10 protein-coding genes are annotated in these 11481 nt (G+C 67.2%); 5 read left to right on the top strand and 5 right to left on the bottom strand.

Annotated elements, in window-relative coordinates; genetic code table 11:
- Positions 1-70 precede the first annotated feature (70 nt).
- The gene (locus I6J77_RS16625) at positions 71-2866 is read right to left on the bottom strand and encodes a protease pro-enzyme activation domain-containing protein (RefSeq protein ID WP_239309069.1); all 2796 of its coding nucleotides are present in this window, start codon (positions 2864-2866) and stop codon (positions 71-73) included.
- 514 nt (positions 2867-3380) lie between these two features.
- On the opposite strand from I6J77_RS16625, the gene I6J77_RS16620 reads away from it, so the two are divergent.
- Positions 3381-3764: a hypothetical protein gene (locus tag I6J77_RS16620; RefSeq protein ID WP_204109896.1), complete on the top strand. Its 384-nt coding sequence runs from the start codon at positions 3381-3383 to the stop codon at positions 3762-3764.
- A 53-nt stretch (positions 3765-3817) separates the two neighbouring features.
- A complete protein-coding gene (locus I6J77_RS16615; protein WP_239309303.1) occupies positions 3818-4996 on the top strand; it encodes a TIGR03862 family flavoprotein in 1179 nt (392 codons plus the stop codon).
- An 18-nt stretch (positions 4997-5014) separates the two neighbouring features.
- Here the strand turns inward: I6J77_RS16615 and I6J77_RS16610 are convergent, their stop codons facing one another.
- The 4 genes from I6J77_RS16610 to I6J77_RS16595 form a co-directional block, all read right to left on the bottom strand.
- On the bottom strand, positions 5015-5791 hold the full coding sequence (locus I6J77_RS16610) for a glutaminyl-peptide cyclotransferase (protein WP_204109894.1): 777 nt from the start codon (positions 5789-5791) through the stop codon (positions 5015-5017).
- Positions 5792-5820: 29 nt separating this feature from the next.
- Positions 5821-7200: an ATP-dependent RNA helicase DbpA gene (gene dbpA / locus I6J77_RS16605; RefSeq protein ID WP_204109893.1), complete on the bottom strand. Its 1380-nt coding sequence runs from the start codon at positions 7198-7200 to the stop codon at positions 5821-5823.
- Between the two features lie 64 nt (positions 7201-7264).
- Positions 7265-8692: a DUF2867 domain-containing protein gene (locus I6J77_RS16600; RefSeq protein ID WP_239309067.1), complete on the bottom strand. Its 1428-nt coding sequence runs from the start codon at positions 8690-8692 to the stop codon at positions 7265-7267.
- Positions 8693-8721: 29 nt separating this feature from the next.
- A complete protein-coding gene (locus I6J77_RS16595) occupies positions 8722-9042 on the bottom strand; it encodes a metalloregulator ArsR/SmtB family transcription factor (RefSeq protein ID WP_056715063.1) in 321 nt (106 codons plus the stop codon).
- A gap of 132 nt (positions 9043-9174) precedes the next feature.
- Here I6J77_RS16595 and folB point away from each other — a divergent pair, with 132 nt between their 5' ends.
- The 3 genes from folB to folK all read left to right on the top strand — a co-directional run bounded on the left by folB (position 9175) and on the right by folK (position 11444).
- Positions 9175-9534: a dihydroneopterin aldolase gene (folB, locus tag I6J77_RS16590; RefSeq protein ID WP_204109891.1), complete on the top strand. Its 360-nt coding sequence runs from the start codon at positions 9175-9177 to the stop codon at positions 9532-9534.
- Between the two features lie 136 nt (positions 9535-9670).
- The gene (locus tag I6J77_RS16585) at positions 9671-10951 is read left to right on the top strand and encodes a mechanosensitive ion channel family protein (protein WP_204109890.1); all 1281 of its coding nucleotides are present in this window, start codon (positions 9671-9673) and stop codon (positions 10949-10951) included.
- A gap of 4 nt (positions 10952-10955) precedes the next feature.
- Positions 10956-11444 carry a 2-amino-4-hydroxy-6-hydroxymethyldihydropteridine diphosphokinase gene (gene folK, locus I6J77_RS16580; protein ID WP_204111524.1) on the top strand — a complete coding sequence of 163 codons (489 nt, stop codon included), beginning with the start codon at positions 10956-10958 and terminating at the stop codon, positions 11442-11444.
- The last annotated feature ends 37 nt before the right edge of the window (positions 11445-11481 follow it).

Below are 11481 nucleotides of genomic sequence, written 5' to 3'. Positions count from 1 at the left end.
GGTCGTCGCCGACCGGGCCTTCCTGTCTGAAGGGCGGGGCGCGTCCTTGCGCTCCCGGTTCTGCACTCGCTTACGGCGTGTAGCTGCCGGTCAGCGTGACGCCGCTGTAGCTGCTGTAGGCCCGCACCATGACGTAGTAGGTGCCTGCAGTGGCCGGCGAGATGTTGCAGGTCTCGCTGTTACCGGTCACGTAGGGGCGGCAGTCGTAGCTGCTGGTGGTGGGGGCCGAGCCACGCTTCACGTACAGGTCGGCGTCGCCGGTGCCGCCGGAGATCGCGAACTTGAGGTTGCTGGCGCCAGCGGGTACCACCATCGTGTAGTTCACCGCGTTGCTCTTCGTGGCCTGCAGGCCGGTCACCGGCGTGCCGTTCTGCAGCACGTTGCCGCCGCCGCCCGTGCTCCAGGTGGCCTTGATGCTGACACCGGAGAACGCGGCATAGCCGTTCAACATCACGTAGTAGGTGCCTGCCTGGGGCGAGGCCACCGTGCAGCTTTCGCTGTTGCCGCTGACGTACGGACGGCAGTCATAGCTGGACAGGGTCGGCGCGGAACCGAACTTCGTGTACAGATCCGCGTCGCCGGTGCCGCCGGATTCGGCGATGACCAGGTTGGTCGCGCCGGCCGGAATCACCACGGTGTAGGCCAGCTGTGCCCCGGTGGCGGCGGCCTGGCCGGTGAGCGCCACACCGTTCTGCAGCACGTTGCCACCGCCGCCGGCAGCTGTCACCGTCACGGACTGCGTGCTGGTGTTGCTGGCACCGTCGTTGTCGGTGACCGTCAGCGACACGGTATAGGTGCCGGCGGCGGCGTAGGTGTGGCTCGGGCTGGCCGCTGTCGAGGTGCCGCCGTCGCCGAAGTTCCACGAGTGCGAGGCAATCGTGCCGTCGCTGTCGGTGGAGCTGTCGGTGAAGCTGGCGGTCAGGCCGCTGGTGGTGTCGCCGAAGCTCGCCACCGGCGGGTTGTTGGCCGGTGGCGTGCTGCCGCCCCAGTTGGCCTGCGCATAGGTGCTCACCGCGCCCATGTTGAAGCTGCCGAAACCGGTGGTGTAGTCCCAGCCGGCGGCCGCGTTGTAGCCATAGCCGTTGTAACCGTTGTTGCCCGAGGTCACGTCATGCAGCAGCGAGGGGTTGCCGGGGAACGCGGCGTAGAACTTCGAGGCGGGAAAGCCCAGCGCGTTGCCGTTCGCCGACTGGATGCGCGCCCAGGCGCCCACGAAGATCGGCGAGGCCAGGCTGGTGCCACCGACCTGGTACTGGTTGCCGTTGGCGTAGATCAGTGCCCCCGTCGACTGCGCCGCATCGAATGCCACGTCGGGCAGCACGCGCTTGGTGATCGAACTGCCCAGGGCGCTGGTCTGCCAGGCCGGTGCCGTTTCGTACTTGCTCACGCCACCGCCGGTGGCCCACAGGCGGTCGTCGGCCGTGTTGTTGCCATCCTGCGACAGCCCTTCGTTCCACACGGTCTCGCCGGACCAGGCCGCACCGTTGGTGGAAAGCGTGGTGCCGCCCACGGCGATCACGTTGGGCGATACCGCCGGTTCGCTGACCGAATAGTTGCTGAGGCTGACGCCCGACAGCAGCGTGGTCGTGCCGTGCTTGTAGAGGTCGCCGCCGTACGATTCGTAGGCACCTTCGTCACCGGCCGAGGCCGAGAACGTCTGCCCCTGCGCGGCAGCCTGGGCGAAGATCTGGTCGTCCGTGGCCAGCGTGCCCGAGCTGTTGGCGGCGGTCTCGTCTTCGCCGAGCGAGATGTTCACCACCTTGGCGACGTTGTCGGTGACCGCCTTGTTGTACGCGGCGCTGATGCCGGCGTCGGTCAGCGAGCCGTCGTTGGTGCCGTTGACCGCGGCGTAGAAGATCAGCTTCTGCACGCCGCCGGAGGTGCCGATGATGGACTGCGAGTCCAGCGCCCATTCCACGTTGGAGTCGGCGTCGTTCCAGAACGTGCCGCTGCCGACGTTGACGGTCTGCGTGTTGACCGTGGGCAGGCCGGCGCTGCTGGTGAAGCTGCCCAGGTCGGTGATCACCTGGGTCATCTTGCCCCAGGTGATCACGCCGACCGTGGTGTTGGTCGCGGCCGGCATGCTGCTGCCGCCATAGATCGCGGAGAAATCGGCCGGACTGTGGGCGACCGCGCTGGCGGCCTGGGTCTGGGCGGTGACCAGGGTGGCCTTGTGGAACATGGTGTGCTTGACGACCACGTTCTGCAGGCCGACCACGGCGTTGACGATGTTGCCCAGCGCCTGCGGCACGGAAGCGACGGAATCATTGGCGAAGTGCGGCCTGCCCCGATACTCGAAGCGCTTCATGTTGGTGCGGAACGCGCTGGTCACGTTGAGCGCGTTGCCGTCGGCGGTGATCAGCTGGTTGTTGCCGGCCACTTCGATGTTGGTGAAGCCGCTCTGCTGCAGATGGGCGACCACCGCCTGCACCTGCGCATCGGTCGGCGCGAACCTGGCCTTGAACTGGGCCGGCGTGAGGTACTGGTGGTACTCGGGGCTGCCGGGCTGGTTGAGCTGCTGCAGGAACTGGTCGAGCTGATCGGCGTGGCGCAACTTGAGGCTCACCGCGACATGCAGCGGCTGGCTGGCCTCCAGCGGGCTGACCATGATGCCGGCGAGGCTGGGGTTGCCGGTCATGTTGAGGCTGTAGCGCGGGGCCGTGGCCTGGCTGGCCTGGGCGCTCAGCGTGGACGCCGTGGCGGCGGGTGCCGCGGTGTTCAGCAGCGCGGGGCCGGTGCGCGTGGCGACCCAGTTGTCGGCGGCATGCGCCGACAACGACATCATGGCCAGCGCAAGAGCCGCAGGCAGCAGGGCCTTGCGATAGTTCGGTGCCGCAATACCTCGAAGACCAGCGTGGTTTGTCATGGACGAATTCCCAAACAGTGGATGAAGGCGACGGACACGGCTGTCCGTCGAACCTGAGGGCATGCCACGCACTCCGTGGCTCGTTGCAAAACCTGGCTTGCGTCGCTGGCCCGGCAACGGGCGCAAGTCATCCGAACAGGCACTTCCGGGCTTTTCGAGGACGCACGAACCCCCGGGGTCGCGCGGACCTCATGGAATGCCGCGAACAGGCACGGCCGCCTTGGCTTTGTGGATGGCTTACGACCCCGCGCGTACTGCGTCCTTCCTGCCGTGACCCGATCAGGGTGGCGCACGGATTTCCCTTTCTCATTCAAGCCGACGCCATGCCTGATGGCATGACGTCGCCGGGGCCTGTTCGTCAATCGACCCATTGGCGAATCGGTGGACGTTAGGGTTTGTCTCGAGAAACGGTCAATAGGATTTTTTCGGATGCCGAGTGATGCATGTCACATCGCTGCAGGTACTAATGCACCGGTAAAGATCGCAATTACTTTCGGTTAATGGGATTGGCGCCATGGCACGGTCGAAAAATCGGGAAAATGGCTACGCACGGCCGTTTGTGCGGCGACGTGACGATCGGGCCTGGCGGCGCCAGGCGCGACAATTTGGAAGCAAGCATGGATTTTCATTGGATTATCCGGATGCTGCGATATCTGGGCCGGCGTGGTTTTGCGAGCCGCCAATCTGCGTAATAGATTGCGCTTTTGATCCATTATCCGATGGAAATCGCAATATCTTGGGTGTCATTACCGGAAAGAGACCGCCGGTGTTTTCCCGGAACTGGATTCGCGGAGATTTTTCCGGTCATGCTCAATTCAGCAAAAAATGCGCGCAGCGCGGTGCGGCGTCGGCAGGCGAATTCTTTTTGCCCGGGCAGCGTGCGACCATGCCCGGATGACTCAGCAAACTTCAGCCCGGCTGGCGATCATCGGCGGCGGTCCGGCCGGACTGATGGCGGCCGAGGCGGCGTGTGCCGCCGGTGCAACGGTCGACCTGTACGACGCGAAAGGCTCGGTCGGTCGAAAATTCCTGCTGGCCGGCAAGGGCGGCCTCAACCTGACCCACGTCGAACCCCGCGCCCGTTTCGTCGAACGCTACGGCGCGCGCCGCGACGAGCTGGCGCGCTGGCTGGAGGTTTTCGACGCCGACGCGCTGCGTGCGTGGGCCAGCGAGTTGGGCGTGGAGACCTTCGTGGGCAGCTCGGGCCGCGTGTTCCCGCATGACCTGAAGGCCGCACCGCTGTTGCGCGGCTGGTTGCGACGGCTGCGCGAAGCCGGAGTGAACTTCCACATGCACCATCGCTGGCTGGGCTGGCAGGCGCACGATGCCCTGCATTTCACCACGCCGCAGGGGCAGCGCGTGGTGCCGGCCGATGCGGTGATCCTGGCACTCGGCGGCGCAAGTTGGCCGCAGCTGGGTTCCGACGGCGCCTGGCTGGCGCCGCTGCAGCAGGCGGGCATCGACATCGCGCCCCTGCAACCCGCGAACTGCGGTTTCGAGATTCCATGGAGCGAACACCTGTTCAGCCGCTTCGCCGGCGCGCCGTTGAAGCCGGTGGTGGCGCACTGGGTCGATCGACAGGGCGTCGCGCATTCGCGGCAGGGCGAATTCGTGTTCAGCGAGTACGGCATCGAGGGCAGCCTGGTCTATGCGATCGGCGCCGAGTTGCGCGAGCAGATCCGCGAACACGGCGAGGCCCTGCTGACGCTGGACCTGGTGCCCGGCTACACCGCGGCGGTGCTGGCCGAACGTCTCGCCGCGCCGCGCGGCAAGCACAGCATCGGCGACTGGCTGCGCCGTCGCGCCGGACTGGACGCGGCCAAAAGCGCGCTGGTGTTCGAGTTGCTGGACAAGCCCACGCTGGCCGATCCGCCGGCGCTGGCGGCGCGGCTCAAGGCCTTGCCGCTGCGCCTGCGTGCACCGCGTCCGGTGGCCGAGGCGATCAGCACCGCCGGCGGCGTGCGGCTGGAAGCACTGGATGACACGCTGATGCTGCGCGATCGCCCCGGCGTGTTCTGTGCCGGCGAGATGCTGGACTGGGAAGCGCCCACCGGCGGCTATCTGCTCACCGCCTGCTTCGCCAGCGGCCTGCTGGCCGGGCGCGGCGCGGCGGCGTGGCTGCGGCGTTAGCCGTTCGCGCTCGGCGGCTCACTGGCCGGCGCGCCGCACCAGCCGGATCTCGAACAGCTGCGGCCAGCACTTGCCGGTGACGAACAGGCGCTTGCGCGCCGCATCCCAGGCGATTCCGTTGAGCACGTCGTCGACCGGGTTCGGCAGCTGGCTGATGTCGAACAGGCCGGACAGGTCGATCCAGCCCACCACGTGGCCGCTGGCCGGATCGATGCGGGCGATGCGGTCGGTCAGCCACACGTTGGCGTAGATCTCGCCGTCGACCCATTCCAGCTCATTGAGATGGGTGACCGGCACGCCATCGGCGGTGACCTGGATGCGGCGAACCTCGGCCAGCGTTTCCGGGTCCAGCACGCGCAGCTCCGCCGTGCCGTCGCTCATGTACAGCTGGCGGTCGTCGCGGGTCAGCGCCCAGCCTTCGCCGGGGTAGCTGAAGGTCTTCCGCGGGGCGAGGCTAGCCAGGTCGTAGACGAAGCCGGTCTGGCTTTGCCAGGTGAGCTGCACCATGCGGTCCTTCCAGTCGACGATGCCTTCGCCGAAATACTGGCGGGGCAGGCGATGGCGCTGCAGCACTTCGCCGGTCTCCAGCTCCACCTTGCGCACGGTCGACTCGCCGACCTGGCCGGTGCTCTCGTACAGATGGCCGTCCTTGTAGAACAGGCCTTCGGTGTAGGCGGCCGTATCGTGCGGCCAGGCGTGCACCACTTTGTAACCGTAAACCGGTATCGCGGCCCAGGCGGGCGCGATCGAGGCGAACAGCAGGAGGGCGAGCGTGCGGTGGAACCAGCGTGGCATGGCGGAAACGTCCGGCGTGATGGGTGCGCTCAGCCTAACGGCCGCACGCGGAAATTGCGGCCCTTGATCTTGCCCGCGCGCAACCGTTCCAGCGCCTTGTTGGCCAGGGCACGGGTGATCGCCACGTAGGCGCGGGTGGCGAACACGTCGATCTTGCCGATGTCCTTCGCGTCCAGCCCGGCGTCGCCGGTGAGCGCGCCCAGGATGTCGCCGGGGCGCAGCTTGTCCTGGCGACCGGCGTCGATCACCAGGGTCTTCATCGGCGCCAGGTGCAGGGTCTTGCCCCGCGGCGGCGTGATCTTCAGCGGCCGCCATGGCAGCGGCACGCCGGTCAATTCCTCGATGTTCGCCGCCTTCGGCCGCTCGCGCGGCGTGCACAGCGTGATCGCCAGGCCGGCCTGGCCGGCGCGGCCGGTGCGGCCGATGCGGTGGGTGTGGGTTTCCGGGTCGTGCGCGATGTCATGGCTGACCACCAGCGGCAGCGCCACGATGTCCAGCCCGCGCGCCGCCACGTCGGTGGCCACCAGCACCGCGCAGCTGTGGTTGGCGAAGCGCACCAGCACCTCGTCGCGGTCGCGCTGCTCCATGTCGCCGTGCAGGGCCAGCGCGGAGAAACCGCGGCGGTCGAGCTCCTGCGCCACCGCATCCACGTCGCGGCGCATGTTGCAGAACACCAGCGCCTGCTCGCTGCGCTCGCCGCCCAGAAGTTGCGCCAGCGCGTCCAGTTTCTGCGCCGGTTCCACTTCGTGGAAGCGCTGCTCGATCGCCGGCTGCTTGTCAGCCGGTGCATCCACCGTCACCACCACCGGATCATGCTGCACGCGTTCGCTGACTGCGCGGATCTCGTCCGGATACGTGGCCGAGAACAGCAAGGTCTGATGATGTTTCGCGATGCGTCCGATGATGTCGTCGATGGCTTCGGAAAAGCCCATGTCGAGCATGCGGTCGGCCTCGTCCAGCACCAGCACCTTGATCCCGCCGCCATGCAGGCTTTGCCGCTTCAGGTGTTCCTGCACGCGGCCAGGCGTGCCCACCACGATGTGCGGGTCGTGCGTGAGCGAAGCCAGTTGCGGGCCCAGCGGCATGCCGCCGCACAGGGTCAGCAGCTTCACGTTGGGAATGTTCGCGGCCAGCTTGCGGATCGCCTTGCTGACCTGGTCCGCCAGCTCGCGGGTGGGGCACAGCACCAGCGCCTGCAGCCGGATGACGTCCGCGTCGATCGACTGCAGCAGGCTCAAGCCGAACGCCGCGGTCTTGCCGCTGCCGGTCTGTGCCTGCGCGATCACGTCGCGGCCCTCCAGCATCGGCGGCAGGCTTTGTGCCTGTACCGGGGTCATTTCGGCATAGCCGAGGGTTTCAACGCTAGCGAGCAGGGCGGGTTTGAGCGGGAGCGTGCTGAAGGCGGTCATGCGTCCATGATCGCATCTATGGCGCAGGCCTGCCTCGGCCGGACGGCCGGTCGAGACATCACCGTCAGCCGGCGGCGCCGCCCAGCGGCAGCCATTCGCGTTGCGGGTCGACGGTCGCCGCGTCCAGCGGGAACGCATGCTCGGCGGCCATGCGCAACATGCTCGGAGCGACATAGGCGCGATGGAAAGGCTGGATCACCGCCACGTAGAGACGGCCAAACAGGTTCTTGCAATACACGCGGGTGCCCATGGTGATGATCACCCGTTGGCCGTCAAGTCGCTGCACGCCAATGCAGGAGCGGAAGACCAGGTGCTTGTCGTCCGCGCCGAGAATTACCTGCGCCCGCCGGTCGTCGCTGTCGACGCGCTGGTCAAGCACCGGATGGCGCTGGTCAAACAGACGATCGCGTCGCGGCGACAGCAACGAGGACACCGGGCAACCCAGCGGCGAGGTGCGCAGGCCGATCGGCTTCACCAGCAGGTTGCGCAGCGCCATCATCCGCGAAACCCCGCGCGGCGGATGGTGCAGGAAGCCGTCCAGCAGGCGGCTCAGCAAGCGCGTTGCCCCGGCCGCATCGGTGTCTTCCAGCGTGAGCTGGAGCATGTCCTGGTGATGGGACGACCGGTCGGTCAATTGCTCGGCGAGCATCGAGCCGGCCGGCAGCCGATCCAGTTCGATCAGCGTCAGCCGGCCACCGATCCTGCTCAGGAACCCGCCGGCAGGCCGACACGCCGCCCATGCGCCGCGGACCAGGCCGGCCGCGCATCGCACGGATCGACAAAGGAGACCGCGCAGCGAACCGGGCGCGGCATCCAGCGACAGGTGCGTGGTGGGCACGTGCAAGCGGTCGGCGGGCAGTTCGCGCAGCAGGTCGCTGACCGCCGCCGGCAGCAGCACCGTGAGCGCGGGAATGCTCGCCGCATTGGCCAATACCTGGGCGCGCAGTTCGGGTGGCAAGTCCCCGCCAAGTTCGTTGGTGTGGCACGACAGCGCAAAGAACGCGGGATGCAGCGCGTTGCCGGCCAGCGGCGCGAACTGGTGCCAGGTATCCCCGCCAAAGCGCACGGTGAACAGGCAGTCCGGCGGAATGTTGATGTGCCGCAAGGCATGAATGAAGTTATGCGGGTCCCGCTCGAGCTCGGCCGGGCTGGCGGTGGAAAAGCGCAACTGCGCGCCGCCGCTGCCGGAAATCGCAGTGAATACCCGATGGCCGGCGTGGCGATGGAACGGGTGGCCCTTCGCGCCAACGGTAAACGAGTACAGCGCGGTGGCGTCGCCTTTCGAGAGATCGCAGGCGCCCAGGCGCGCCGACGGTTCATCCAATTCGTCGATGAACTCGGCATGCGCCCGCTGGCGCGCCAGCGCCTGGGCAAACAGCTGGTCGCCGGTGCCGTGGCCGAGCTGGGCGATCAGCGAAACCTCCACCGGCAGGCCGCCGGAGGGCGAAGCTATGCGTGTGCCGGGAAAGGACGCGACGCGTTCGATCTGCATGGTCATGGGTTCCGTGGGCTATGCCGGGTTCAGCCGCCCTGCTTCTTCGTCGCCAGCTTGCGCGACTCTCGCTTCAGCGGGCCGGCCGAGGGGCAGATCTCGAAGGCGAAACCGGTGAGGGTGTTCACCAGGCTGTCCTTGTTGAGCGTGTAGACGACGAACTGGCCGCGGCGTTCGCTGGCGACCAGTCCGGCGGCCTCCAGCACCGAGAGGTGCCGCGAGATGGCCGGCGCGCTCATCGCGAAGCGGCTGGCAATTTCACCGGCGCTCAGTTCCTGTGCTGACAGATAGGCCAGGATCTCCCGCCTGGGGCGGGAGGCGAGCGCCTCGAAGATACGGTCCACGGCCATGAAGTATTTCACTATTTAAAACATTAGTTAAATCTATATCCACGAGTTCGCGGCGTCAACCGACGGCTTGCCGGCTTGCATCCACGCGCCCGCTCGCCGACCCTGTATCACTTCGCCTCACCGAAAATCTCCATGGACATCGTTTTCATCGAAGACCTGCGCATCGATGCCGTCATCGGCATCTACGACTGGGAGCGCCGCGTGCGGCAGACGCTGGCGTTCGATATCGAGATGGCGTTCGACAACACGCTGCCGGCGGCCAGCGACGACATCGCGCTGACGCTGAACTACAAGGACGTGTCCAAGCGCCTGATCGACTATGTGGGCGCGTCGAGTTTCGGCCTGGTCGAGACCCTGGCCGAGCGCTGCGCAGCGATCATCCGCGAGGAATTCGGGGTGAGCTGGGTGCGGCTGAAGTTGTCCAAGCCCGGCGCGGTGCGCGGCGCGAAGTCGGTGGGCGTGCGCATTGAACGAGGCGTGCGGCCGCAGTAGCGCGCGGCGCCGGCGGTTGTTTCGTCGCCGCGCGGCCCCCATGTTGCCCGATTGACGCGGTGTTCCGCGCGCCATGCCGCCCCGATCCGTGCGTGTTTTTTGCCGCGTGCGACCCACGAGCCGACAGGACGCTCCGATGCAACAACTGCAAGACCTGCTTGACCTCTCCTGGATGCAGACCACGCTGGGCGTGCTGGCGCTGCTGGCGCTGGCCTGGCTGGCTGGCCAACTGTTGCGTCGCCTGCTGCGACGGCTGATCGGCGGCATCGCGCGACGTACCGCCACCGGCTGGGACGATGCGCTGCTCGGTTACGGCACGTTCCGCTGGCTGGCGCGCGCGCTGCCGGCGCTGATCATCCAGTACGGCATCGTGCTGGTCCCCGGCGTGCCGCAGCGGGTCGAAGCGCTGCTGGGCAAGGCGATGACGGCGCTGGTGGTGTTGTGCGTGGTGATGGCGGTCAGCGCCGTGCTGTCGGCCTGCGAGTCCATGTACCAGCGGACCCCGCGAGGCCAGCAGCGCCCGATCAAGGGCTTGCTGCAACTGGTCAAGATCGGCCTGTTCATCGTTGCCGGCCTGGTCATCATCGCCGCCGTCACCGGCAAGCAGGTCGGCCTGCTGCTGTCGGGCGTGGGCGCGATGTCCGCGGTGCTGATGCTGATTTTCAAGGACACCATCCTCGGTTTCGTGGCAGGCGTGCAGCTGTCCTCGAACGACATGCTGCGCGTGGGCGACTGGATCGAGATGCCGCAGTTGAACGCCGATGGCGACGTGATCGATATTGCGCTGCACACGGTCAAGGTGCGCAACTGGGACAAGACGATCACCACCATCCCCAGTTGGCGGCTGATCTCCGATTCGTACAAGAACTGGCGCGGCATGCAGGAAATCGGCGGGCGGCGCATCAAGCGTGCGCTGCACCTGGATGCCGCCAGCGTGCGTTTCCTCGATCAGCGGGAAATCCGTCGACTGTCGCGGCTGCAGCTGCTGGCCGAGTACCTGCCGTCGAGGGAGCGCGACGTGGAGCAGTGGAACGAGGCGCTGGGCGATGCGGCCGGGCTGCCGGCGAATCGGCGGCGGCTGACCAACCTGGGCACGTTCCGCGCCTACGTGCAGGCTTACCTGGATGGCCATCCGCAGATCCACCACCGGCTGAGCTGCATGGTGCGCCAGCTGGCCAGCGGTCCGCAGGGCGTTCCGCTGGAGCTGTACTGCTTCACCGCCACGGTGGATTGGGCCGAGTACGAAGGCATCCAGGCGGACATCTTCGACCACCTGTTCGCGCTGCTGCCGGAGTTCGGGCTGGCGCTCTACCAGCAGCCTTCCGGCCAGGACGTGCGTTCTGCGCTGGCGCTGCGTGGCGAAACCCCGGCAAAATCGACGGTCGATCAGCGGGCGATCCAACTTGACGAGGCGTGAAGCGGTGGCGCGTGTCTACCTGAGCCTGGGTTCCAACCTGGAACCGCGTCGCCACCTGCGCGCGGCGCTGGCGGAATTGCGCGAGCGCTTCGGCGAGCTGGTCGTGTCGCCGGCGTATCGCAGCGCCTCGGTGGGCTTCGACGGCGCCGCCTTCGTGAACCTGGCGGTGGGGCTGGACACCGAGCTGGAACCTGAGGCGTTGAACGACTGGCTGCACGCGCTGGAGGATCGCCACGGCCGCCGCCGTGACGTGCCGCGTTACTCCGATCGCACGCTGGATGTCGACATCGTGTTCTACGACGACCGGGTGCTGGACGGTCCCGGCCATCTGCAGATTCCCCGCAACGAGCTGCAGCATGCGTTCGTGTTGCGGCCGATCGCCGATATCGCACCGGGCTTTCGCCATCCGCTCGGCGGCCGGAGCATGGCCGAGCTGTGGGCGGCCTTTCCCGCGGGGAGCGAACCGCTGCAGGCCGAATCGCTGGCGGATTGAACCGGGCGCACTGTTGCAGCTGCCGCGCGGATGCTAG

It is taken from the genome of Rhodanobacter sp. FDAARGOS 1247, from assembly GCF_016889805.1.
GTDB lineage: Bacteria > Pseudomonadota > Gammaproteobacteria > Xanthomonadales > Rhodanobacteraceae > Rhodanobacter.
Note: the sequence above shows the minus strand (reverse complement) of the source record. Positions and strands in the feature narration are given on the sequence as shown.

Excerpts from the sequence above, each read along its gene's own strand:
- I6J77_RS16625 (WP_239309069.1), bottom strand. The coding sequence starts at position 2,866 with ATGACAAACCACGCTGGTCTTCGAGGTATTGCGGCACCGAACTATCGC.
- I6J77_RS16620 (WP_204109896.1), top strand. The coding sequence starts at position 3,381 with ATGGCACGGTCGAAAAATCGGGAAAATGGCTACGCACGGCCGTTTGTG.
- I6J77_RS16615 (WP_239309303.1), top strand. The coding sequence starts at position 3,818 with ATGGCGGCCGAGGCGGCGTGTGCCGCCGGTGCAACGGTCGACCTGTAC.
- I6J77_RS16610 (WP_204109894.1), bottom strand. The coding sequence starts at position 5,791 with ATGCCACGCTGGTTCCACCGCACGCTCGCCCTCCTGCTGTTCGCCTCG.
- dbpA (WP_204109893.1), bottom strand. The coding sequence starts at position 7,200 with ATGACCGCCTTCAGCACGCTCCCGCTCAAACCCGCCCTGCTCGCTAGC.
- I6J77_RS16600 (WP_239309067.1), bottom strand. The coding sequence starts at position 8,692 with ATGCAGATCGAACGCGTCGCGTCCTTTCCCGGCACACGCATAGCTTCG.
- I6J77_RS16595 (WP_056715063.1), bottom strand. The coding sequence starts at position 9,042 with ATGGCCGTGGACCGTATCTTCGAGGCGCTCGCCTCCCGCCCCAGGCGG.
- folB (WP_204109891.1), top strand. The coding sequence starts at position 9,175 with ATGGACATCGTTTTCATCGAAGACCTGCGCATCGATGCCGTCATCGGC.
- I6J77_RS16585 (WP_204109890.1), top strand. The coding sequence starts at position 9,671 with ATGCAACAACTGCAAGACCTGCTTGACCTCTCCTGGATGCAGACCACG.